Annotated in this window: 24 protein-coding genes; 6 read left to right on the plus strand and 18 right to left on the minus strand. The window is 46.9% G+C overall.

Features of this window, described 5'->3' with window-relative positions:
* Window positions 1–274: 274 nt before the first annotated feature.
* On the minus strand, window positions 275–451 hold the full coding sequence (locus RH949_RS19790; protein WP_006105083.1) for a hypothetical protein: 177 nt from the start codon (window positions 449–451) through the stop codon (window positions 275–277).
* Window positions 452–756: 305 nt separating this feature from the next.
* Here RH949_RS19790 and RH949_RS19795 point away from each other — a divergent pair, with 305 nt between their 5' ends.
* Window positions 757–1,473, plus strand: a complete 717-nt coding sequence (locus tag RH949_RS19795) for an SH3 domain-containing protein (protein ID WP_446355552.1) — start codon at window positions 757–759, stop codon at window positions 1,471–1,473.
* A 137-nt stretch (window positions 1,474–1,610) separates the two neighbouring features.
* Here RH949_RS19795 and RH949_RS19800 read toward each other — a convergent pair whose 3' ends face one another.
* The 6 genes from RH949_RS19800 to yidC all read right to left on the minus strand — a co-directional run bounded on the left by RH949_RS19800 (window position 1,611) and on the right by yidC (window position 8,021).
* Entirely contained in the window at window positions 1,611–2,087 is a 477-nt protein-coding gene (locus RH949_RS19800) for an SH3 domain-containing protein (RefSeq protein ID WP_006105157.1), read from the minus strand.
* 280 nt (window positions 2,088–2,367) lie between these two features.
* Window positions 2,368–3,882 carry an AAA family ATPase gene (locus RH949_RS19805; protein ID WP_446355554.1) on the minus strand — a complete coding sequence of 505 codons (1,515 nt, stop codon included), beginning with the start codon at window positions 3,880–3,882 and terminating at the stop codon, window positions 2,368–2,370.
* A gap of 204 nt (window positions 3,883–4,086) precedes the next feature.
* On the minus strand, window positions 4,087–5,424 hold the full coding sequence (iscB, locus tag RH949_RS19810) for an RNA-guided endonuclease IscB (RefSeq protein WP_446355556.1): 1,338 nt from the start codon (window positions 5,422–5,424) through the stop codon (window positions 4,087–4,089).
* Between the two features lie 376 nt (window positions 5,425–5,800).
* Window positions 5,801–6,304 (minus strand): YceD family protein, encoded by a 504-nt coding sequence (locus RH949_RS19815; RefSeq protein ID WP_446355558.1) that lies wholly within the window; start codon window positions 6,302–6,304, stop codon window positions 5,801–5,803.
* Between the two features lie 62 nt (window positions 6,305–6,366).
* Window positions 6,367–6,849, minus strand: coding sequence for a Jag family protein (locus RH949_RS19820; RefSeq protein WP_006105068.1), 483 nt, complete (start codon window positions 6,847–6,849; stop codon window positions 6,367–6,369).
* Window positions 6,850–6,851: 2 nt separating this feature from the next.
* The gene (gene yidC, locus RH949_RS19825) at window positions 6,852–8,021 is read right to left on the minus strand and encodes a membrane protein insertase YidC (protein ID WP_446355561.1); all 1,170 of its coding nucleotides are present in this window, start codon (window positions 8,019–8,021) and stop codon (window positions 6,852–6,854) included.
* A gap of 64 nt (window positions 8,022–8,085) precedes the next feature.
* Between yidC and RH949_RS19830 the strand changes: the two genes are divergently transcribed.
* Window positions 8,086–8,349 (plus strand): hypothetical protein, encoded by a 264-nt coding sequence (locus RH949_RS19830; RefSeq protein ID WP_044210394.1) that lies wholly within the window; start codon window positions 8,086–8,088, stop codon window positions 8,347–8,349.
* Here the strand turns inward: RH949_RS19830 and RH949_RS19835 are convergent.
* The 4 genes from RH949_RS19835 to RH949_RS19850 all read right to left on the minus strand — a co-directional run bounded on the left by RH949_RS19835 (window position 8,346) and on the right by RH949_RS19850 (window position 10,056).
* A complete protein-coding gene (locus RH949_RS19835; protein ID WP_044210391.1) occupies window positions 8,346–8,738 on the minus strand; it encodes a PH domain-containing protein in 393 nt (130 codons plus the stop codon). The genes RH949_RS19830 and RH949_RS19835 overlap by 4 nt on opposite strands.
* Window positions 8,728–9,132: a ribonuclease P protein component gene (rnpA, locus tag RH949_RS19840; protein WP_446355564.1), complete on the minus strand. Its 405-nt coding sequence runs from the start codon at window positions 9,130–9,132 to the stop codon at window positions 8,728–8,730. The genes RH949_RS19835 and rnpA overlap by 11 nt, the downstream gene beginning before the upstream one ends.
* Window positions 9,133–9,262: 130 nt before the next feature.
* Window positions 9,263–9,400 carry a 50S ribosomal protein L34 gene (gene rpmH / locus RH949_RS19845; RefSeq protein ID WP_006105140.1) on the minus strand — a complete coding sequence of 46 codons (138 nt, stop codon included), beginning with the start codon at window positions 9,398–9,400 and terminating at the stop codon, window positions 9,263–9,265.
* 122 nt (window positions 9,401–9,522) lie between these two features.
* The gene (locus RH949_RS19850) at window positions 9,523–10,056 is read right to left on the minus strand and encodes a DUF2808 domain-containing protein (protein WP_446355566.1); all 534 of its coding nucleotides are present in this window, start codon (window positions 10,054–10,056) and stop codon (window positions 9,523–9,525) included.
* 654 nt (window positions 10,057–10,710) lie between these two features.
* On the opposite strand from RH949_RS19850, the gene RH949_RS19855 reads away from it, so the two are divergent.
* The 3 genes from RH949_RS19855 (at window position 10,711) to RH949_RS19865 (ending at window position 13,720) form a co-directional block, all read left to right on the plus strand.
* Window positions 10,711–11,856, plus strand: a complete 1,146-nt coding sequence (locus RH949_RS19855) for a Re/Si-specific NAD(P)(+) transhydrogenase subunit alpha (protein WP_446355568.1) — start codon at window positions 10,711–10,713, stop codon at window positions 11,854–11,856.
* A gap of 165 nt (window positions 11,857–12,021) precedes the next feature.
* Window positions 12,022–12,300, plus strand: a complete 279-nt coding sequence (locus RH949_RS19860; RefSeq protein WP_006105018.1) for an NAD(P) transhydrogenase subunit alpha — start codon at window positions 12,022–12,024, stop codon at window positions 12,298–12,300.
* A 13-nt stretch (window positions 12,301–12,313) separates the two neighbouring features.
* Window positions 12,314–13,720: an NAD(P)(+) transhydrogenase (Re/Si-specific) subunit beta gene (locus RH949_RS19865; protein WP_006105129.1), complete on the plus strand. Its 1,407-nt coding sequence runs from the start codon at window positions 12,314–12,316 to the stop codon at window positions 13,718–13,720.
* Between the two features lie 368 nt (window positions 13,721–14,088).
* On the opposite strand, the gene RH949_RS19870 is transcribed toward RH949_RS19865, so the two are convergent.
* From RH949_RS19870 to RH949_RS19900, 7 genes are all read right to left on the minus strand, one after another.
* Window positions 14,089–15,627 (minus strand): serine/threonine protein kinase, encoded by a 1,539-nt coding sequence (locus tag RH949_RS19870; RefSeq protein WP_446355571.1) that lies wholly within the window; start codon window positions 15,625–15,627, stop codon window positions 14,089–14,091.
* Window positions 15,628–16,133: 506 nt separating this feature from the next.
* Window positions 16,134–16,580 (minus strand): hypothetical protein, encoded by a 447-nt coding sequence (locus RH949_RS19875; protein WP_044210386.1) that lies wholly within the window; start codon window positions 16,578–16,580, stop codon window positions 16,134–16,136.
* Window positions 16,581–16,759: 179 nt separating this feature from the next.
* Entirely contained in the window at window positions 16,760–17,935 is a 1,176-nt protein-coding gene (locus tag RH949_RS19880) for an anhydro-N-acetylmuramic acid kinase (protein WP_446355573.1), read from the minus strand.
* 236 nt (window positions 17,936–18,171) lie between these two features.
* Window positions 18,172–18,570, minus strand: a complete 399-nt coding sequence (locus tag RH949_RS19885) for a surface-adhesin E family protein (protein WP_446355575.1) — start codon at window positions 18,568–18,570, stop codon at window positions 18,172–18,174.
* Between the two features lie 9 nt (window positions 18,571–18,579).
* Window positions 18,580–20,781, minus strand: coding sequence for a hypothetical protein (locus RH949_RS19890; RefSeq protein ID WP_446355577.1), 2,202 nt, complete (start codon window positions 20,779–20,781; stop codon window positions 18,580–18,582).
* Window positions 20,782–20,859: 78 nt separating this feature from the next.
* Window positions 20,860–22,338, minus strand: coding sequence for a DUF4159 domain-containing protein (locus tag RH949_RS19895; protein WP_006105089.1), 1,479 nt, complete (start codon window positions 22,336–22,338; stop codon window positions 20,860–20,862).
* 77 nt (window positions 22,339–22,415) lie between these two features.
* Window positions 22,416–23,453 (minus strand): phage tail protein, encoded by a 1,038-nt coding sequence (locus RH949_RS19900; protein WP_446355580.1) that lies wholly within the window; start codon window positions 23,451–23,453, stop codon window positions 22,416–22,418.
* 81 nt (window positions 23,454–23,534) lie between these two features.
* On the opposite strand from RH949_RS19900, the gene RH949_RS19905 reads away from it, so the two are divergent.
* Window positions 23,535–23,771 (plus strand): hypothetical protein, encoded by a 237-nt coding sequence (locus tag RH949_RS19905; RefSeq protein ID WP_446355582.1) that lies wholly within the window; start codon window positions 23,535–23,537, stop codon window positions 23,769–23,771.
* Window positions 23,772–24,035 lie beyond the last annotated feature (264 nt).

Here is a 24,035-nt window from a genome sequence, read left to right on the forward strand (position 1 = left end):
GTTTATCAACCTATGTGGAAAGATAGTAAGTCGGTGGGAAAAATTCAAGTTAACGGTAGGGAGCGTCATTCGTCATTTGTCATTTGTCATTCGTCATTTGTCATTCGTCATTCGTCATTCGTCATTTGTCATTCGTTGATGAGGAACTCTCTCCCCTGGCTTCCAGACGCGCCATGGCACGTCTCTACATTGCTTCCAGACGCGCCATGGCACGTCTCTACAACTCCTGCTTCCCCGGCTCTCTAACCCCACCACAAGACTTATTCAGCAGACCCTATAGTAATCCTGAGCGCTCGATTAGAACAGCAGACAGCGCTGCTATTCCTGTAATTGCCAAGGCTAATAGAGGGTGTTGACCCTGACTCACTGCAAACGAGGTGACGATTCCAGCACCCAACGCGGCGGTAACTAAGGCAGTCCAGATATCTTTATTCGTGTTTTTGTGGTACATGCGTATTTTTCGTTAACGAACTTTACAACGATTCAGACAGGTTTTTTCACCGTACCACTCTCTTTTCTTGAACTGAAGTCTCTGCTAAATTATTGCAATCAAGGTTTAAATTTAGCTACGTTTCTTAATATAATCTCGATGTTGCACGATTTTGATGGATGATGGTGATGACTTCTATCAAATCCGGTTAATCATTGCCGATATATTCTTACCCAGGCAATCCAGCAATTGCCAGACGTTGAATTTGCCTGTAATGATGTGTATTCAATTAGACATGATCCTTAATCAAATGAGGAGTGACCCAAATGAGCCAAATTAGCCTGTGGAGCAAGTCAGCCGCACTTTTGCTGTTAGGATTTACTGTAGCAGAAGGTTTAACAGCAACGGCTAGTGTAGGCGTTGGCAGTGAACCAACTCCGTTGGTGACCACTTGGGTTCATGCCACGGAGAATGTAGAACGTAATACTTATAGAAGCCCTCTAAACTATCAACCTGGAACATTCACGTCAACCCTCCCTTCCCCGACAAATTCTTTTCTCCTTACTCAAGGGTTGATTGGGCAATGTCGGGCGGCGGCGCAGTCAATTTTTATCTACGCGGAACGTTCAATCGCTAATCCGATTCGCGCTTTACAAGCCGATGAACAAGTCATCCTCGCCGAAGCTAGTGGTAGGAATGGTTGGATCGCGATTCGTTCTCCCATTAGTGGATTTGTCCAAGCGAAAGATCTCAAGCCTTGCGCGGGGAATCCTGAGACTACGCCATCACCTACACCACCTAACCGTTGTCGCCGAGTAATTTATGAAGAAGATGAAGGATTAGCGATTCGGGAAAGTCCCAACACGAATTCAGCGAGAGTGGGTGGCGTCTTCTTTGGCGATCGCGTCACTCTTTCTAATCCACCCCAATTTAGATTAGATGACGCTGGACGTGAATGGGTAAGAATTACCGCCCCAACTTCTGGCTGGCTATCTAATGGATTTCCGCAACTGGGCAATATTAATCTGAAGGTGTGTTTCTAGTCATTTGTCATTTGATCGGGGCAGGTTTAGTTACTTATGGGTGTTAAGGAAACAATAGTAGTAAAACCCGCCCCTACAAACCAGGTTCCATTGAGGGAAGCACAGGGTCAAAATACAGACGCGCCATGGCGCGTCTCTTATTCGACTCGCTCAACATTTCCCGCCTTGACCCAACCTTCTTGTTCACTACCAGACAGGCGTACCCTCTGCCATTTTTGATCATCGCTTTCTTTGAGGATGATAATTTCCTTATTGTAGGCTACGCCACCAATGCGATTGGCATTGAGACTGGGAGAATCGCGCAGGCTTAATCCTTCGGGCCATGTTACCCGCGCTTCATACGCGCCAGGGGGTAATTCTTCTGGTTCTGGGGATTCACTGGGAGTGGGGCTAGGACTGGGTTTTGGCTTCTGGGCAGATTGAGCGGGTTTCTTCGCCGAATCAGGGGATTTAACGGGTGACTTGGCTTGTTGTTCTTCGGCAAAAATGGGTTTAGCTGGATTGACTGATAATTTTGTGAAAAAGTAATAGGCGACGGCACCACCCCCCGCCAATAATATGGCAATACCTAGAATAAATCCGATAAAAAACTTGGCAATACCTGATAAGCTCATAGCGTTTATTATTTGTTATTTGTCATTGTCAAAGAGTTATCGTACTTAAAGGGTAGTTAGGGCGGGTTTTGTACAAAGGTTACTATCAAGGTAAAAAAGAAAATCCCTAAACCCGCCCCTACAGACGCGCCAGCGGGTTTTGTCCAAAGGTTACTATCAAGGTAAAAAAGAAAATCCCTAAACCCGCCCCTACAGACGCGCCAGGTTATTTGAGCGAAGTGAAGGATCAAAACTATGCCCTCGCAAATCGTAAAGGGTCAAAATTCAAAACTAAAAACTTTTACTGCAGTTGACGCTGAATCCGACTACTTAAACGATTATCTCTTGACGCCATCCGTGCTTTTCCTGCCGCCGCCCAGTCTTTGAGAAATTGAATTTGTTCTTGGGCGGTACGGGCAAGGGGGACAATTTGACTGGCGGCTTCTAATATATCATCGGTGGTGAAATCTCGATTCTGGCTAAAGCCAATGTGCATGGCTTCGATCAGGGTTTGTTCAATTTCTGCGCCGGAAAAGTCGGGGGTTTCGTAAGCGAGTCGTTCTAGATCATAGTTCTTGAGGTTATGAGGGCGCAGTCGCCCTAAATGTAGTTCAAAAATCGCTTGGCGTTCCGCTTGAGAGGGTAAGCCGACAAAGAAGATTTCATCAAATCGCCCTTTCCGCAGCATTTCCGGCGGGAGGGCTTGGATATTATTGGCGGTGGCGACAACAAATACGGGGGATTTTTTCTCAGCTAACCAGTTGATGAACGTGCCAAACACCCGACTGGCGGTACCGGAATCGCCTTTGGACTCTACTCCCGCAAAGGCTTTGTCAATTTCGTCAATCCAGAGAATACAGGGGGCTAAGGCTTCGGCGAGTTGAATCATCTGGCGGGTGCGGGATTCAGATTCGCCGACTAAGCCACCAAATAAACGCCCGACATCTAAGCGTAATAGGGGAAGATGCCAATGATGGGCGATCGCTTTCGCGGTTAGTGATTTTCCGGTACCTTGGATTCCGACTAATAGCAAGCCACGGGGATGGGGTAATCCATATTGTCGGGCGCGTTCGGTAAACGCACCACCTCGGCGCAGTAACCAGTCTTTGAGGTTATCTAAGCCGCCAATGTCGGAAATTCGTTCGCTGGTGGGGTAATAGTCTAAGATTTGGGTTTGACGAATCGATTGGCGTTTTTCCTCTAACACCATTTCCACGTCATCGGGTTGGATTTGTCCCTGCGCCGCGATCGCGCGGGCTAAGACTCGGCGTATCCGTTCTAAGGATAACCCTTGACAAGAACGCACCAGTTCATCTAAAACTTTGTCGCTGAGGGATTGACTGGTGGCGGCGACTAAGCGACTAATTTCGGCTTTGATTTCCCCAACATCGGGTAAGGGAAACTCTTGTACTGTCAGCACTTCGGTTAAGTCTGAGGGGATGGCGACTTGAGGGGTAACAATGACGATGTTTTTTGGTTGGGATTTGAGAAGTCGCGCCAGGTTTTTCAGTTTGCGGGAAATCGAGATATCGTCCAGAAAACGGTGAAAGTCTCTGAGGATAAAGATAGAAGGGGCGTTGGCGGGGATTTTTTCGACAAACTCTAAAGCCTGTAAGGGATTGCGGCGTCCAAACCCTTGATCGTTGGGGTTCCCCTGATAACCATCGACAAAATCCCAAATATAAACCGCCCGTTCACCCAACCGTTGCGCCGTTTGCGCGATCGCGACTTCGGCTCGTTCTTCTTCCAGGGTGGGAATGTAAATCAGGGGGTAGCGGGCGCGTAGCAGCAGCTCAAACTCATCATTAAAACTCATGGGGTTTTGGCGGGAAATGCAACAACTTCAAGCGAATCAGTCACCACACCTCATTTTACCTGTATTGAATGAAATGAGAGGAGGGCGGGTTTTGTATCCCAGTTAGCAAAAAACACCGGAAGCCCCACGCCGTCCTGAAAGGCGGCGCTGGGATGGATAGGTGGGATAATTTGAGGACTCAATGTCCTCGAATTATCTAAATTACTAAACAACTTCACATAGCCCTCCTCGCTTGCGAATAGGCTTTACAGCAGAAGGTTTAACTACTTTGTTTTTTATTCCAGGATAGTTTTTGAGTTTTACACCAGCACCTAGGTTTTGCATTCCAATCACTTTGTAGATGGTTCCTTCAAACAGAACTAAGTCATGCTGTTTATAGGGATATCGTTTTTTCTTAATAGAGCGGCGTCCGGCACTTACCTTGTGAGCGCGATGCTGTCTCAAATTCTCGCCATTAAGATTAATGTTCCTTGTTCTACGACCAGAAGAAAGTTCTGAGCCAGATCGGGTTTTCCCGTCTCTGAGGTCGCGATATTTGGCATCGTAAAATTGCTCCATCGACCGCTTGTTACGACGGATTTGTTCGAGCATCAGAGGTTTGGTTACGCGAGATTGAGTTCTCCCACCAGCAATGACAAAAGCATCATTGTGGTGGGACTTCTCTATCGATAGCTCCCGGCGCTTACCCTTGGTGATATAGCCGAAAGTTGAGTTGTGTTGACCTTCTTCTGTTAAGCGCCACCTCACCATTGTCATAAAGGTTTCACCCTTAAACGACTTGAGCTTTGGCTCCCATCCGAACAGGAACCCAATCTTATGATGGTTCTTTGAGGTATGACACTTAGTACACAGAGTTACCAGATTAGCTGGTCTGTCTGTACGATCAGGGGGATTCTTCCAGAAGCCTAAATGGTGAACTTGCAGGATAGGACTATCTGCTTTGTTCTTACAGTTTGGATTCTGGCATTTGTGTCTATCCCGGTGCAGGATATATTCCCGCAGGTTGTCGAAACCATATTTTTCCCCGTACTGGTACTGCTCTCCCTTAATCGTGGGATTGTTGATTTTCTGGATATCAAATGCTGCTACTTCAATAGTTACAGCTTTGACTGGAAGGATGCGGCAGATTTTGTCGATAAGGCGGTGATGAGTATCTAGTTTGTGCTGGATACTGGGTGCTAACCATCCTTTATTGACTCTTCGGTTGGAAAAGCTCGGCTTTCGGTATCTAAGTCGATTTCGACAAGTACGACGATACTTCCGCTTTTCGGTAATCCTTTCAGACATTCCCTTCAGCATTTTAAGTTCGCCACCTATCACCTCCTCTTTCTCATTGACGCCACTGAATCCAATGTTCTCGTACCCTGCGTCAATACCCAACTCTACAGGCTGAGTGTAACCACTCGAACCGTAGACTAGCTGGATAGTGAATGGGTCGCGTCCAACGATTTTGGCTTTACCATTTTTGAGCAAGAGTCTTGCTTTCCTGGGAGTTGTGGGCATCAAGGGACGCCCGTGTTTGTTGATAACGTAAACTTTCATTTTCACCTAAAGTTAAGGTTTTCACCCTTCGACTTCGCTCAGGGTGTGGTTTCCTTCGCCAATGTTTATCAAGGTTTTGATGTTTCCATACTTTCCCTACCCAACAGGAATGTTTAATGAAAAACCGCAGAGCGTGGAGCTAGGAAACGGATAGTCAATCCTGCACCCCACGATGCCTATATATTCTCGATAAACGGAGCAGCTCTTACTATTAACGAACTACTAAGGTCCAACAACAGGGCTTAAGAATTATTTCTCAAGCCCACGCTATACCACCTAAGCGGTCAGCGCTGGGTTGTTGACGGAAAATAATCAATATTTATCCCTAAACCCGCCCCTACCTGGATCTAGGCAAATGACATAAGACAAATGACTATTAACCTGGCAATTTTCCCTTCAAAATTTCCAGAGCATCCCAACGCCGATCAGTTGGCTTAGTGCTATCATTCTCATCCATGACAATTCCTGGACAGTTGGCGTCACATAACTGTCGGGGTGGAATTTCTAGACACAATTGCTCATAAAGCCAACTATTGGGATCAAAATACCCTTGGGGATGTAAGGTTTCCACTAACTCCTCCAAGGGCGTTTCTCGTTCCAAGATACCCAGCTCCTGTTGCTCGGCGGCTTCATCTAACCAAACCAGTTCCGACACATCCAGGGTTAACCGATGATTGTACTGCTGCAAACAACGGTTACAGGCTAGGGTAACAATCGTTTCGGCTTGCGCCGATACTTCTAAATAATTCCCTTGATGCTTAACTTGCAAGCCTCCTCGCACAGGCGTTAGCGTTTCTAAATCGGGCAGGAATTCTTTGACCTGAATCACCTCGGTTTGCTCTGGTAATTTAAGCAATCCAGGAATATAAATTACTTCCATGATGCCACTCCTTTGCTGCCAACAAGCCACCCCTACCCCCGATTTTAAACCCTAATCCTTAGTTAAGGACGCAGACGCACCACCAAGCGACGGTTTGGTTCTTGACCCTGACTGTGGGTTTCTAAATCTTCGCATTCCTGGAGCAACGTATGCACTTGACGGCGTTCTGCAGCGGAGAGCGATCGCAGTTCATAATCTTGACCCGTCTCTCGTACTTTCTGCGCCGCCTGATCTGCTAGTATCCGGAGTTCCTCTTGACGCTGTAGACGGTAACCATTGAGTTCAACGGTATACGCCGCCTGATCTGCTAATGGCTTACCGAGGTTAAGCGTTGCATTTGCCAGATACTGTAGCGCATCAAGTACCTTACCATTAACGCCAATCAGGGTTTGAATCTCTGCCTCAGTCAATTGGCTTTGATTAATGGTTAACCAGTAGTTGGCTTTACTATCTTGGTTCTCATCAGTGACTTGCACTGTCGCCGACACATTGGATAAGCGTAGCAACTCTTCTAGCCACTGTTGACCCCGCTGCTGATTACTCATAGCTAACTTGACGCTTTTTTCTTGGAACGTTTCGGTTCAAATGGCAGTGATTCTCGCCCTTCGCCGGACTTGTCCTTTGATTGGGTTTTCTGTTCCGCTTTTTCTTGCTCCTCAACCATTTTTTGGATATTGTCCGGTAGGGGTTCTCGCATCAAAATGAAGGATTGCAGCGTCTGAAAAACGTTAGCAATCACCATATACATCAACACCCCGGCGGGTAAGGGGAAGAAGAAGAACATCCCGGAGAATAAAACTGGCGTAATCTTATTCACCGTATTTTGCTGGGATGAACCACTAGGAGCATTTTGACCCGTGAGAACCTGGTTTACATACAAACTCACGCCAAAAAATAGAATCATGCCCACAATATCCAAGTGGATTTCGCCATCATCTCCAAAGGCACCCACTCGCCCTAGGGCATTAATAAATAGGAATCCTCGCTCGGCGGCTAGTCCAGGAATTGTCGCCTTTAGGGTGACGTCACCCGGTTCTAAGGCTTCCAGGGTGCCATCTGTTGTCAAGCGTACCTTGTCTTCCCCTTTGGTGATTTCCCATTTAGGCACAATTTTGGTGTCTGGATATTCCTTCTCCAGGGTGCTTAGGGATTTTCCTTCAACGGATTGAAAGTCAATTGGGGTTTTTTCCCCTACCACTAACCGATTACCACTAGGTAAGACAGCGGCTACGGGTGAGTGAACCCCATCGGCAAAGTAAATATTTTGGGGTTTAGTGGCAAAGGCTTGGGGCTGGATGAACTCCATTTTCTCCCGGGGAAAGATTTGTACATCCACCGTGTAGTTCACATTGGAAAACGGTGATCCCCGCAATGTGGCGAATAGGGCAAACAAGACAGGCATTTGCAGCAGCACAGGGAAACACCCGGCTAGGGGATTCCCAAACTCCTGGAAGAGTTTGCTCATCTCCTCTTGTTGTTTTACCTTGTCATCACCATAGCGTTGCTGAATTTCCTCTTGCCGCTTTTTCATTAAGGGTTGGGTAATTCGCATGCGCCTCATGTTGCGAATGGAGCCTGCGTTCAGGGGATAGAGAGCAAAGCGAATTACCAGGGTCAGTGCCACGATGGCAAGACCGTAGCTAGGCACAATCCCGTAAAAGAAATCCAGGATTGGCAGCATGACGTTGTTGGAAAGAAACCCGATACCAAAATCCATTCGTATAAAGTCAACCTAGGCGCTGTAACGTTTTCTGAATCTAATTTATCGAATATTGGCGGCAATGGGAGGCAATGTCCCGCAATTGCTCTGGGGATTTTCCACGCTTTCACCCTATGGGGGAGACTTTCAGGCGATCGCCGTCTGGGGCAGCCAAAAGAAATCCAATGGAAAAATGTACCCAAAAATACAGAAATTTGGCAGAAATTTCTGCTCAGGTTGGCGCTCCTTCAACTTAGAGTGGTCTGAACGAGGTGAGGAGTTCAATTATTCCCCACACCCGACACCCACGAACATTGCGCCCTTGCTCACCGCCGTTATACTCTAAGCCTTAACGGAATCTAGGGGTTTACCCGTTTTGGCAGAAACTTTTTCACCGATATAATCGTAAATTTCGCGAAACTGAGGCATAGCCCTCAGTTCTAAACGGCTACCATCTTTCAGGATAACCACAATATCTCCCCACAGACCTATACCACGGGGAACTTTCCGCAGTTGAGCAATTTCGGAGTAGATAATATCCGTGCGATCGCGCCCTTGCCATCCCCCTGTCACCGAAATGCGGCGATTTGTCACCCGATAGCGCAACCACAACGCTCGCACAACCGCCCCAATGGTTAAGGGCAGGGCGATAACCGTGAACCCCAACAAAATGTTTATAATCAAATCACCGATATGGGGACCCCCCTCATAATAGGTTTCTTCCTTAATGCCCATTTATTACCTCAGCATCTACCAATAACTGCTCTAATTCTTGCAAAAATTGAGCATAATCGCACTCCAAGGCACTGGGACGCACTCCAACTATGACATGCCAACCGGGTTTTAGTCGCGGCAATAATTGGCGCAAAGCCGCTCGTATCTGACGTTTCAGCCGATTACGGACGACGGCTTTTTTACTGACTTTTTGGCTGACGGAAATACCGATGCGAGTGGGGGGTAGATTTTTAGGATTGAGCTGTAACTTGCCTGAACGGAGACCATTCTCATGGCTAACCCTAGGCAAATGTAAACCTCGCACTGTTAAATGACGTCCATAGCGACGAATTCCTTTTTGGTATACTGCCTTAAAATCTCGCCAATGCTTGAGTCGATTCGCCTGGGGCAACAATTGTTATTTGTCCTTGGTCATTCGTCTTATGTCAGTAAAGGGGCGATAGGGCGCATGATTAAGCACCCTACGCGACTCTCAACGCCTAACAGTGAATTTGGCGTCAGTCCTGAACCTTGACAAGATAACACTACACGGCTAAACGATAACGTCCTTTACTGCGGCGGGCTTTAATCACAGCTCGACCGTTTTTGGTTCGCATGCGGGCGCGAAATCCTGATTTGCGTTTTTGCTTGCGGTTACTACCGCCTAATGTACGTTTTGTCATGGTTTATTGTTTATCGCGCTACATCTTTTAAGTTTGGAAAACAGGGAGAAAGCGAAAGTCATTATACTACTTTACCCTGTTTACCAAAGAATCACGATCTACTATCGTAACATTCCAACCGCCTAACTAATCATCAGAATCCAGGTTCCCATATAACGGGGTAGGGGAACATGACCGGGAGTCCACACTAGGCATTCAAAATAAAAAGTACCGCCAAACCGGGGATTTTTCACATTAGACAACACAATCTCCACCTTCTCCTGGGCTGGAACTGGCTCCTGCATATAAATCTGTAGCTGGTAATTCTCTTTATCCCAATCTACCTCAGCAATGGGTAGTGATTCGCCGTCAACTCTTACCTCAATCCGATCTGTGTCAAATTTTCCGGTGTAATAATCTGGATAACGAACGACAAACTGCTGCACCGCCAATTCCATCTTCTTGCTGGGAATCCTGAGGTAGTATCGATCCCATTGATTGGCTCGACCTCCAAATCCCAAATAATACCTGAGAATATTTTCCCGTTGCACACCGCTAAATATAGTGAGTCCGGGATTACTCTGAGCTAATGTCCGAACGGCTACACCAGTGAATAAACAGCCTGTTAAGGCAACGGCTGAAACGAAGCGTCCTAGAGGAGATTTGCGGATAAACATAAATGGGGAACCTTTCGCGGTAAAAAAAACTAAGATTTTTACTAAACTTTACAGTCTTTGACTGTAACAGATTTTAGTCCTACCGTAGTCGGGCGATGGTACAGACGCTCAAGAGGTGGCAAAAGTGCCTGGGGGAGCTGAGGGAGCTGGGGGAGTGGGAGTTAGAGAGAAGTGAGTATGACCTTCTTGACTCTCGGCTTTGACTCCGCTAAAGTGTCTGGCAGCTTATAGTCACTCTCTGTCTAGTTCGTCATATCTGTAGTTAAATATACACAAATTTTGGAAAAACCTGCTCATACTTCTGATTATTACCAAAAAATGGCGATCTATAGCTATCCAGATTATCAAATTAATCGACATTGAGCTAGGTGTATTGAGTGCGCTAAAGCTGTCACAGTTTTAATTTGATATAACTCTCAGCGGAATTCCACTAGCCAGTTCGGATGAAAGCTTTAACCAATAGAGTACGGATGAAAAACTCCACTGAATTGCCCTCAAGACAGACAAATTTTTCCAGGCACAGATCGCTTAGATAGTGTTGATGCAAAAGGAAGGCACAAGGGCTATCATGACATAAAAATACGACCTTCGTCTGTATGGCATTAGCCTAACGACCAAGTCATAGTTTTTTCGGTTAGTCTATAAGGAGTTTTCATGAAAATAGCACTGGTTAAAGAAATTGAAGTGGGCGAAAATCGGGTCGCCCTGATTCCGGATACTGTTGCCCGTTTGGTCAAACAGGGCTTAGAGATTTGGGTGGAAAATGGTGCGGGAGAGGCATCGTTTTTTAGCGATCGCGCTTATGAGGAGGCGGGAGCTACCCTAGTCTCAGATCCAGGTAAACTCTGGGCTGAAGCTGATGTGATCGTAAAAGTGGGCATCCCCAAAGATGATGAAATCAACCAGATGCGGGAAGGCTCAACACTAATTAGCTTCCTGAGTCCCCTAGGTAAGCCAGAGGTTGCCCAGAAACTGGCAAATCGCAAGGTGACTGCCTTCAGTATGGAGCTGATTCCCCGTACCAGTCGCGCCCAGAGTATGGATGCGCTATCTTCCCAAGCTGGGGTAGCCGGGTACAAAGCGGTACTGATTGCCGCCGCCGCGTTACCGAAATTCTTTCCCATGTTAACTACAGCAGCGGGAACAATCAAACCCTCAAAAGTGTTTATCCTGGGTGCAGGCGTAGCTGGACTGCAAGCGATCGCGACTGCTCGACGCCTAGGTGCGATGGTGGAAGCCTTTGATATTCGTCCGGCGGTGAAGGAAGAAGTGGAAAGCCTGGGAGCTAAGTTTGTCGAGGTCGATCTCCAAGAAGATACTGTGGCTGAAGGTGGGTATGCTAAAGAAATCTCTGAGGCGGCGAAGCAGCGCACTCAAGAGGTGATCGCTGAACGGGTTAAGCAAGCGGATGTAGTGATTACCACCGCCCAAGTTCCGGGCAAAACAGCCCCCTTACTGGTGACGGAGGAGATGGTACAGCAAATGACTCCGGGTTCAGTTATCGTGGATCTCGCTGCTGAACAAGGTGGAAACTGTGCCGTTACTGAAGCGGGGAAAGATATTGTCCGTCATGGCGTCACCGTTATTGGTCCAATTAATGTTCCCGCGTCCATGCCCACCCACGCCAGCCAGATGTACGCCAAGAATATCTCAACGTTATTACAGTACCTGGTCAAAGAAGGACAGTTACACCTCGATTTTGAGGATGATATTGTAGACAACACCTGTATTACCCATGCTGGCGAAATTCGCAATCAGCGGGTGAAAGATGCCCTCTCTCAAATGAGTACAACCGTCTAAGAGGATCTGGGGTTGTAGAGACTCCTCCGGTGAAACGTCTGGCGGGTCTAGTTGTTTGTGCAATACTGCCAAACAAGTCAGGTTGAAGGGTTTGTCCCTATCTCACCACCCTGTAACCTCTTGGAAGATACGCGAGTATCATGAACCGCGAAAAAGGAGAAAAAGATGACTACCACATTCATTGCCAGTTTATTTGTCTTTGTCTTAGCCGCCTTTGTTGGTTTTGAAGTGATCAACAAAGTGCCACCCACCCTGCATACTCCCTTGATGTCTGGGGCAAATGCCATTTCCGGGATTGCCGTCATCGGTGCATTGCTTATCTCCGGATCGAAGGAATGGAATGTCACCGTCATTTTGGGTTTAGTGGCTGTCGTGCTAGCCACGGTTAACGTGGTGGGCGGTTTCCTGGTTACGGATCGCATGTTGCAAATGTTTAAGAAATAAGAGAGGTGAGCGCATGACCGACTTTCTACCAACTGGGATTGAACTGACGTATTTAGTCGCAACCGGATTATTTATCTTTGGGCTGAAAAAGCTGGGATCACCAGCGACAGCACGCCAAGGAAATGTGTGGGCTTCAGTCGGGATGCTGCTAGCTGTGGTGGCAACTCTGCTGAACCAACAGGTCTTAAATTATCAAATGATTTTGGTGGGAATCGCCATTGGTGCTGTGATTGGTGTGACGGCAGCCTATAAAGTGGCGATGACTGCCATGCCTCAAATGGTAGGCTTGCTGAATGGGTTGGGTGGTGCCGCCTCAGCCTTAGTCGCGATCGGGGAATTTTGGCGCTTGCTGAACGCGGGTCAAGGTGTACCTTTAGGGTCTACGATTACCGTGATTCTGGGTGTGCTAATTGGTGGGGTTACGCTCACCGGGAGTTTTGTAGCATTTGGTAAGTTACAGGGGTTGATTACGGGTAAACCCGTAAAGTTTCCCTTGCAGCAAGTATTTAATGCCTTACTCCTGATTAGCTTTTTAGTCTGTAGTGGTTACCTATTAGTCACACCGGACAATACAACCATCTTTCTGGCGATGGTGGGTATCTCCTCAGTGTTAGGGATTTTCTTTGTCCTCCCCATTGGCGGTGGCGATATGCCTGTGGTGATCTCACTGCTGAACTCGTTTTCCGGGTTAGCGGCGAGCGCGGCAGGTTTTGTCGTGATGAACGATATGCTGATTGTGGCTGGGGCGTTAGTTGGGGCTTCCGGTTTAATCCTGACCAACATTATGTGTAAGGCGATGAACCGTTCCTTACCCAACGTGCTATTTAGTGCCTTTGGTAGCGGTGAAGTCAAAGGCGGTGCTGGTGATGCCGGTGGCGTCGGTGACAAAGTTGTCCATAGTATTGATGCCGAAGAAGGGGCAATGATGTTGGGCTATGCCCGCTCCGTGGTCGTTGTTCCAGGGTATGGGATGGCAGTGGCTCAGGCACAACATACAGTGCGCGAATTAGCCGATCAGCTTGAAAAACTGGGCGTTGAGGTCAAATACGCCATTCACCCAGTTGCGGGTCGGATGCCGGGACACATGAACGTACTTTTAGCCGAAGCGAATGTCTCTTATGACTATCTCTACGACATGGATGACATCAATCCTCAGTTTGATAATACGGATGTTGCCCTTGTCATTGGTGCCAATGATGTGGTAAATCCAGCCGCTCGCAGCAATAGCAGTAGTCCGATTTATGGGATGCCGATTCTCGATGTCGATAAGGCAAAACATGCGATCGTGATTAAGCGAAGCATGAATGCGGGCTTTGCTGGGATTGAAAATGAGCTGTTCTACGGCGATAAGACGATGATGTTGTTTGGTAGCGCTAAGGATGTTGTGGCGCAGCTTGTGGCTGAGGTGAAGCAGCTTTAACCGACAATTACAGCTCTTTGCGCTGTAATAAAGTACAGTAGATCAAAGTCCCCCTTCAGATCCCCCTCCCGTCCCCCTATTTGATCCCCCTTCCGTCCCCCTTAAAAAGGGGGAAGCCATTTGACCACCCGAATCTGACTAAACCCGCCCCCACAATTGAATCAGGGCGGGTTTTGTTGCTCAGTTATCAATGACTAGCGGAATGGATACCAAGTTGCAGTCTAAGGTAGAATTTGTCATGCTGAGCAGAACGCAGTGAAACGGAGTGACGCGAAGCATCTGTCCAGATTCTTCGCTTCGCTCAGAATGACATGATAGAACGCAACTTGGTATGAGTCCCTAAACCCGCCCCTACAGAACATTCAATCCTATCCAGAAATGTCGGTAGGATAATCCGTGTGAACTGCTTCTAGCTTCATCACAATTTTCGGCTTAAGTTTCTCCAGCTCTTGCTTGAGAATTCTTTTACTGAGCTGAGGCTGAGTGCTGGGCATAGCTGCATGGCTGGCATTTGCCCAATCCAGGAGTAGTTTTCGCTGAGTTGAGGCAATGGTGGCGGTCATCACGTTGGCGCAGCGTTGGGGTTCAGTCAGGGCAAAGAATAAAATCCGATAGTTTCCTGATTCTCCTAAAATTCGGATCACTTTTTGACCCATGGCTGTTTTCAGATCCAAATAACAGGTTAGCCAACGAGCGCCATGTTGCCGATTGTGTAGGGCTGTAATCCATAACACCATGGGATGGGGAGACATCAGAAATAGGAATTGGTTATAGCGGGTGCTAATTCGGCGGTTTTCAATATCGTCCTTGGTCAGCATCACCCAAAGGGTGGCTAATAGTTCCTGACTGGTACGAATAATATGCGGAAAAACAATCGAGGCTTGGGGTTTGTTTTTGGGCCACGACGTTTGTAAGCAAAGGTCTTCAATAGAACGAGCGGGAGGCTTCTGGGGGGGTTCTTCGGCGCGGGGTATTTTCGAGAGTACAGCACCAATCCGCTGACCGAGTTGTCGTCCTTGACCAAAACGCTGTTCTAAGGGTTCTAATGTCTGGATGACTTCCTCAATGGTTTGCGGGCGATCGCTGGCTTCTTTTGCCAGACAACTCATCACCAGTGTTTCTAGGGCTTTAGGCAATTTCAAATCGGGTTTGGCGGATTCAAAGCGGCGCGGTGGGCTGAAGTGATGAGCTTTGTACCACCCGCCAAAGGAATTCGATTCGCCTACAATGGGCATTTCCCCGGTGAGCATCTCAAACATCATCACGCCCAGACTGTAAATGTCAGAGCGGTTATCGAGTTCTCGCCCCTCCATTTGTTCGGGGGAACAATAGGCTAATGTCCCCATAAACGAGTGGGTTTGCTCGCTGTTGGATTGGATCAGCTTGGCAATGCCAAAGTCAAGAATTTTAACCAGTTCCCCGAAGGAGGCGTCTTGTACCACGAGAATATTACTGGGTTTAATATCTCGGTGGATAATTGGGCTTTGTTCCCCTTCGATCACGATTCCCTTATGAGCGCATTGCAGCCCTAAACTAATCTGACGGCTAATATTGAGAAAGCGAGGTAAGGGGAGGGATTGCTCGCGAATGATTTCACTTAAGCTATTGCCTTCGAGGAACTCCATGACGTAAAACGAAATATCATTCTCATCCACGCCATAGTCCCGGACGCGCACGATATGATTACTTTTTTCCCCAAGTAGCGCACAGATTGTTGCTTCTCGCTCAAAGCGATCGCGCATTTTTTGGTTGAGTAAGGTTTGGGATATGAATTTGACAGCGACAATCACGCCGCCAAGTAACATATCTTTAGCTTTATAAACTTGACCCATAGCGCCCTGACCGATCAACCCAACGAGTTGATAGCGGTTGGCGAGTATGCGACCATGATTAGGGTCTTTTGTCATGATTGGTTTAGTGAGAGCTTGGAGCAGTTGTGAACGATACCTATTTACCAGTTTGACCCAAGCGCAATTCGGCAAGTAGCATTCAATTGAACTAGACCCAATAACTCACTCGGTTACTCGTTCCATTGTGCCATTTTGACCAGCTAGAGTTCATCACTTTATTGAGCGCTCAACTGGAGCTACACTTGTGGTAAACCGAAATCTATTAACTTAATAAGTTTCATAAGTCAAGGATTACATAGAATTTATCAGTCCATCCCAGACTATATCTTGCTACGCTAACACAGGAAAAGCAGGTACAACGTCACAGATTTTTAGGACGGTCAAATCCCAGTGAGTGATTTCATCAAAATACCTCCGATGTAGGAAACTCCGTGTCTTTCAACCGGAGAGGCATACAAGAAGAACGGTTGCTAACCAAACTGGAGGCTCGAAGCCTGATTACTTCAGTGCGGGGTGCTGACCGTTGATACTTCACACTTTATACTTCTGATTATAAGCTTGTGCTATCCAGGCTGTCGTTCTAGCGTTGCTTCCATTGTGCTGGTCAGATAATGACCCGCCATGATGCTACTGGAGAGGTAGTAGGTATTATCATCCAGTTGGTGTCGGGTTTCAAAACCACTACGTCTTTGGCGATCGCTTAAAACCCAATAGCGTTGCACAATTGATTCTGGAGTGATCCAACCTTCGCCCTCAACACGACCCAAAACACTATGTTGTAAGACGAAGGTGTACTGCCGTTCTCCGGCATCAAGACGCCCCCGATATTGGAAAGAAATATCCTCGCGCTCATCGTCGGGAAAAACCAGCTTGGTTACCATCGTAAACCAGTTTTCTCGACCCCAGGCAACAATTGTTTTCCCTCTCACGCTGAGAAGCGATCCATTGCGCTCCAGCCAATTTCCCTGGAGTGTCCAGCGTCCTGCCTCCATTAAAAAGGTGTGAGCCACAGCGTTACCCTTTGCCTCTAATCGAATAGTGCTGGTTGAATTTGTCCTTAACTATGGCGCAATGCCTGACCAAGCAGATTGCCAAAATGGTAGTCATTAGGATAAAAAAATAGGCAATTGTGTTCAGTATTCAGTGTAGTCCCAAGTGGACAAGAAATGCTTGATTCTGAGTTAATTATTTAGGATGGCGCAATATTACCCAAAAGTACCGCTTGCTTCGCGCCCGTAACGGGTGGGAGATTCCCGCAAATGCCCAAGTCTCGCCAATAGGCTAAAACGGCAAAGGCGATCGCTTCTTTGAAATCTCCACTCACCCCAGCCTGATCCGTTTTTTGTATATCCACCGACTGTAACCGACTTTGTAAGCGCTCTTTTAGGTAGAGATTGCGACTACCCCCACCACACAGGAATATCTGATCAGGCATCTTTGGTAAAAAGTGACGATAGCTGTCCTCTATAGAGGCGACGGTGAGTTCGGTTAGGGTTGCCAATAGATCAGCCGGACTCAGAGAATAGGCTTGACTCTTGGCAATACATTGGTGTAAATAATCCCAGCCGAATAATTCTCGCCCTGTGGATTTAGGCGGGGGTTGCTGGAAAAAGTCGTGGCTTAACCATTGGTTGAGCAGGGGTTGACAAACCGTCCCCTGTCGTGCCCAGTTTCCGTCTTGGTCATAAGATTGACTCCCCTGGGTAAAATGCTGTACCGCTAAATCCAACAGCGTATTTCCTGGTCCTGTATCCCAACCACTGACCAAATCTAACCAATTTCCTTGACAGGGAGGGAGGTAAGTAACATTACCAATTCCGCCGATATTTTGGATACATCGGTGCTGAGTCGGGGAGGAGAGCAAACAAGCATCAATTTTGGAGACTAAGGGCGCTCCTTGACCCCCAACCGTAATATCAGCGACACGGAAATTACTGACCGTTTTAATCCCTGTGGCGTGAGCAATAACCTCTCCCCGTCCTAATTGAAGACTATAGCCTAAAGGGGTGTTTGTAGAGACGTGCCATGGCGCGTCTAGGTGCAGGGGAGCAGGTGGACGATGGTAAACGGTTTGACCGTGGGAACCGATCAGCGTAGCGGCGGGTGGGTGGTGTTTTTGGATGGCTTGGGCGGCTTGAGCAAATTGTCGCGCGATCGCATCATCTAATAAAGCGAATTCTGCCATCGATATAGAACCACCAGCACAGAGATTAAGGATTTGCGATCGCAGTTTTTCGGGGTAGGGATACGTCGCTCCCGCCAATAACTCCACTGTTAAATCGGATTCGGAACCAGCAATCTCCACGAAAGCTGCATCAATTCCATCAACTGATGTACCACTGATTAATCCAACGACGCGAGTCATAGTTTTTGCTGGGGAAGATGGGGAAGCTGGGGAAGATGGGGAAGCTGGGGGGGTTAACTCAAAACTTTAAGCTGTTCGGCATTTAAACCTTAATTGCACTTATGTTCACCTAGCTTATGCCGTTATAGATTCTACCAAAATCCGGCATTTTCTCGAAAAAAAACCTCAGCCGTGAGGCTGAAGTCTATAACCAGGGTGCATCTACCGTTTTTTCCTACAGCATGGACTTGATCCGATCAGGAAAAATCTTCCGTTTGGCAAACTAATTTCCATATTGCCTCACCAACGCTACCGGAGGTAAAAAATTGTAACGGTTCATCGTTACTCAACTGGGTACGAGTGATCAATTCACCTTGAACATTGAAGCGAGCGATCGCGACAGGACGCCAAGCCCGCAGTGGACAAATCATCGCACTGTAAGTCTTTCGCGCTAATAGTCCTTGTTCATCCGGTTCTGGAAAGACAGACATCTGCCAGAACCAGACCGTATTATGGCGACGTTCGACAAATTCTGGGTCAACGTAGTAGTCAATATCATTGTGATCACGGGCAACAAATACCCACTGATCAGCCGCCGCAGGTAAAGTGGTGAAGAAGGTGGTGATGCTAGCTAGAATTAGACGTCTGAGCTTCATCAAGCGTCCTCACTCATCGCGATCGCACCCTAACTCTTGCAGTCGTTTCTTGTCTTCTACCCGTACCTGGGTATCATCACTACCACTGGCGATTAGGATATTTCTGTTTAAAACATTGATATCAACACTATTGAATTTTCTGTTGTCAAATGACTTATCCACTTCGATACCCTCTAAATATTGTTCTGCTCGTTTCCCCTGAGTCGTGAGGGGCCAAAGCATCGTTCGTCCATCATCACCGCCACTGGCTAAGTAACAACCCCCGTTACTCAAAGCCACAGATCGTACAGGTAGACTACCATGACCATTTTGCCATTGGTCAATAATTTCACAAGACGCTTGACCCTCTACCAAGCAGGATTCCATATTCCACAAGGTAATATAACCCTGATTGTCAGCCGTTGCCATGAGATAGGGTTTCATATTCGCAACATCGATACTGAAAATATAGTCATCTTGACCTCCTGGACGATACTGACCATTTTGACGATACTGCACGGGAACGGTCACATTCTCTGATTGGGACAAATTCCAAATAACCAATTGGTTAAACCGTCCAGCAACAGCTAAATTTTGATTGCCGAGTCCCACAAATTTTAGGGCATAAACCGCAAAATCAGATTGTCCCCTCAACAGAGGTTCCTGACTGCTATTTCCGCCAGTTATCGTATCCGCTAAACTTTGTTGAATATCCCACCCTAAGATCAAGCCACTGCCGTGACCACTAAAAAGATACCGTGAATCATCTGTAAACTCTAACGCCAAAACTCGATCATCCTTTTCTTGGGAAAAAGACATCATTAATTTGGGCGTTTCTGCCAATAAATTTAACAGTTGAATCTCGCCATTTTCTAATCCAGCAGCCACCACGTTATTATCGACTGGTTTATAACGAATCACCCGCACGGCTTTCCCTGTCTTGGCAATTTTCTCCACTTCTGGATTCGCAAAGTAATTAAAAAAGCCATCAACTCGCCATTTAATTAAGGATTGATCATTAGACCCACTGACGACATTCTGGCTCATGCCATTAAATTGCACAGAATTGACAGCATCGTGGTGTCCAAAAAACTTATTATCGGGATTGAGCCAAGATAGCCACCAGATAAAATATAAAAGCAGGAGTCCACCACCTAGGAGTAACCAAGTTGGAATAATTGGATAAACATCCAGTTTCAAAAATTGACTCGTGGGATTAGTATTTCCTAAACGCTGATCCGATAATGTCGCCATGGCTTCTAAAGAAAGTTCCTTTTTTCGACCCCATAAATGGCGTCTGGCTTGAACTCTAAGCGGCGCTTGAGCCGTTTGACCCGGATTCAATTCAGCGGGTTTATCCGGTAATTCTAAAGTACAGTCCTCTTTGTCTTCACCCTGAATAGTAACAGTAACCTGTTGCTGAAGATTGCTATGATTCTCAAATTCCAAGGTGTAGGGAACCGGGGAATTCCGCCAGTTGGGTATCCAAGTGCGTTTGGCGGGAATTTGCTGCTGTTTGGGAGTGGCGCTAAACTCCACCAACCCCATAGGTAAAACTTCTAGCGTACCTTCCACTTGGGTGGGAGAACCATGGCGATGAGTCGCCGCGATCGCAAAGGGATAAATCCGGCTGGGGGCTTGGGAAATGTCAGGAATTTGGCAAATAAATGTTTCAGTGACTTGTCCGTTTGGAGGTAGATATAACTGGCGTTCAGTTCCATCAACAATCCAGGTTGGATCTAAGCCCGAAAGTTTCAACGTAACATGGGTTTCCAGTTGACTGGGATTATAAACTCGTACTGGAATTTCATCTTCATTTGCCGGATATTCTTGAAACTCCCGCACAGGCAAATCCAATTTTAACGGAATTGAACCCGTACCCTGTTCTAGAATCAACCGCAGCACTTCTCGGTCTTCATCCGGGAGTTCCATGGAGAAGACACGCACGGTTAGGTTCATCAATCCGACAAAACCAGGCACAGGATTATCGACAATCGCCACCTGAAAATGGGTAACGTCACCTGGAGGCTTTTTGGTACTCACTTCTGGGGAGATCTTGTACCAATCTGGAAGCCGATCAGCATCAACTCCAGCCGCCGTCACTTCCACCTGGAAACTGGCAAAGCGATCGCTATCATTAACGACCTTAACTTCAAATGAAGCGGGTAGACCTCCAGGCTTAAATCGAAGTTGTTTTGGGGCAACCGTTGTATCAATTAAATTATCTACCATTTATTTTTTTCCTTACGTCCTAAACTCCCCCAGTTTCTCTGTTCCTTGACACATTACAAATGATGAATAACTAACACTCTACATTAACCTATCAAATAGCTCATCTCGACGCGATGGTGCTGACGGGTTTGATGGATTGGAGGGGTGGGAAGGGGATGACGCCATCACCGTTGGTGGTGGCTGCTGTCCACGGGTTAGTTGTCGGCGACGCCAAGCTAAATGCAAAATGTTAATCCCTAATTCCTGGGCTGTACGCATTACTTCACGGGGAATCAGTCGTTTTTCATTAATTCCCCAAGCCTCCGATAAGTTACCAATCGCGACAATAATCCCCCCACCACTTAAGAGTTGAATCGGTTTTCTATTGATACGAGGTGTCGTGGCAAAAAGAAAGGGTTGAGTCCGCAGTAAGTCGTGACGGTCTAATTTTTCCAGTGGCGTTAATCGGATGCCTAGACTTTGGGCAAATTCTTGGAATCGACCTGCAATTGAATTCTTGCGTCTGGCTAACTCTGTAGCAATCATCTCTCGTTCACTGACAATATCTTGTCGGCATTGCTGTAATCTGGTATCTGTATCAATAGTGGGATTATTATCAAGTTGAGTTAATGACTGTTCGAGTTCTTGGTAAACGTTGCTCAGGTCTTTAATCGCATTGCCTTGCAGCCAATGTTTTAATCCTGCCGACGCTTCGACTAAAACTGTACCTCCTGCTTGTAAATACTTTCGCAGCACCTCAAATTCAGAGTCTCCTAATACCTGAACTTGGCGATCTGTCATGAAAAATAAATCATATTCTAAGATAGCTTGTAGCTCTGCTGATTGTAAACTAAATTGTCCGATTTCATCACTCCCCTGCAAGGCTGGATAAAGTCCAGGGGTTGATTGGAGAAGATAGGAAAGATTCGATAAAATACCATCTTGTTCAGAGTTATCCACAGCTAACCCTTTGTACATAGCAACGTGAACGATAGCCAGAGGTCGAGCTTGGGGTTGAAGACGGTAGCGCAAGTCCAACTGGTTATAGCTAGGGGAGAAACTATTGACGGGCGCTTCCAGTTTAACGAGTCCTGTTTTGAGAAGAATCCGACAGAGTTCAACATCCCCTTCTGTGGGTGGATTTGCCTTTTCATCAATCCGAAATGTTTCGACGATGCGATCGGTAACTCTACGGGTGCGTAATTCGGCGGGATCTCTAAATTTAACTACCAAATACACCATCAAGGGTTCTTCTGAAGTCGCTTCTGAAGAAATCCGATAGGACATGGGTTCTGGCACTACGATAAAATTGCCAAATAAATCAATAGCAAGTCCCGGTTGAATTTCGACCCAACGTTCATCTCGGTATTTCGCCACAACATCAGCGGGGGCGGGAACAACATGTACCCCCAATCCGAAGACTATTCCGGGCTGATGTAGAGATTGGTAAAAGGTACTATGATACTGGCGGTGATAGTGGTGAGCTAACTGCCAACGTTGGGCATCAATTAGTAAGCCGTCTGTGACATGGAGACGTTCAAATTGTTGGAGAGATGGGGGAGGGAAATGGTTAGTCATTGGTTATTTGTTATTTGTCATTCGTCATTCGTCATTCGTCATACTCGCTTCCCTTGAGAAGCAAGCTACGTCCTTCGTCATTCAATATAGAGTTCATAAGTACAAAAAGCGGGTTTTTCTTGGCGGATAATTTGATGCACTAATAATTCGTCAATTTTAGTTGGGGGTTCAGGGCGCAGTCGGACAATGAAATGATACGGTTGTCCGCCACCAACCAGGGAGTCTTGATTTAGGCGGGTGTTCCCCATCATAAATCCTTGACCAAACACTTCTTGAATACAAATATGCTTTTGATGTTCAGGAAGATGGTCATCCAAGGGTAAGTCCGTAAATAGATGCAGGTAAAATCGTAATCCCCGGCGCGTCCCTCGCCAGCGATAAATCTCCATCGCCTGACGAATCAGATAGCGCTGTCGCTGTAGGCTTAAAGCGGGGTTGAGTTGCCAACCTACCCAATGTGCCAGAAACGGTAGAAGGGTTTCTGGTGTCATTAAGGGGTCGAGATACGCCCATAAAGCCTCTAGGGATTGTAAGGTAGGTTCAAAGGCTTGCTCGAAAATTTTCAGAAAGCGACCGATAAAATCGACTTCTTGATAAATTTCAGGTACAAAGTTTAGATATAAGCTACGAGGGCGAACATAGAGATTAAAGCTCGCCGATTCAACGTATTTGCTCCCCGTTCCCGATTGGCTGGAATAGACATAAATCTGACCGCGATAATCGAGACGGTGAGAGGGTTTAGCATCCCAATCCTGATTAGACTCAAAGAAATCGGCTGGCATATAAAAGCGAATCACCGCTTCCATGCGCCCACCAGCAAGAAGTTCTCGCCCTTCTATACCCAAACGATACCATTGGGAGGGAAAATCTCCCTGGATTTGAATATCTAAGTGTAAGGTTTGGTTGCTGAGGTTTTCCAGTTCCAGCAGCAGTTCACTCGGTTCTCCTGGATAGAGAGTGAGGTAGCAACCACGACGTTCTGTATCCCGCGAGGCTTGGTTGAGTAAAGGTGCGGCTGACTCGCTTGACCCCGCAATCGGCTGAGGGGTAACCTCTGGCAACTGCATGGAGGTTAGTTGTAGGCGTAAGGGTAGTGTATCGCGAGCTTGTGTCATACTAAATCCAGGTTAACTCCCCCTGTTTTGGTAAGTGGGTGGGGACAATTAACGTTAACGGTGGGGATCGTCATTTGTCTTATGTCATTCGTCATTCGTCTTATGGTCAGGGCGGGTTTTGTTGTTCCGTTATTGGAGGAGAGGGCGGGTTTTGTTGTTCCGTTATTGGAGGAGAGGGCGGGTTTTGTTTTTCCGTTATTGGAGGAGAGGGCGGGTTTTGTTTTTCCGTTATTGGTGGAGAGGTCGGGTTTTGTTGTTCCGTTATTGGTGGAGAGGGCGGGTTTTGTTTTTCCGTTATTGGTGGATAGCTGTCTTTAGTCCCTAAACCCGCCCCTACATTCCCTAAACCCGCCCCTACATTCCCTAAACCCGCCCCTACACATTCAAATTAGGTATTCTACCCTACTTCATCCGAGCAACTCTACATCGTTCGGTCAGTGTATCTAATTGCATGAACCATGGAGTGATTATAGCAGTGAATAACGACGGTTCAACTCTGTAGGTTGGTGAAAATAAACTCAACCCTATTAAGTTGTGTAAATACCTCTCAAACCTCTCAAACCCTTGCATAATAAGTAGCTG

It is taken from the genome of Coleofasciculus sp. A1-SPW-01, from assembly GCF_040217205.1.
GTDB lineage: Bacteria > Cyanobacteriota > Cyanobacteriia > Cyanobacteriales > Coleofasciculaceae > Coleofasciculus > Coleofasciculus chthonoplastes_A.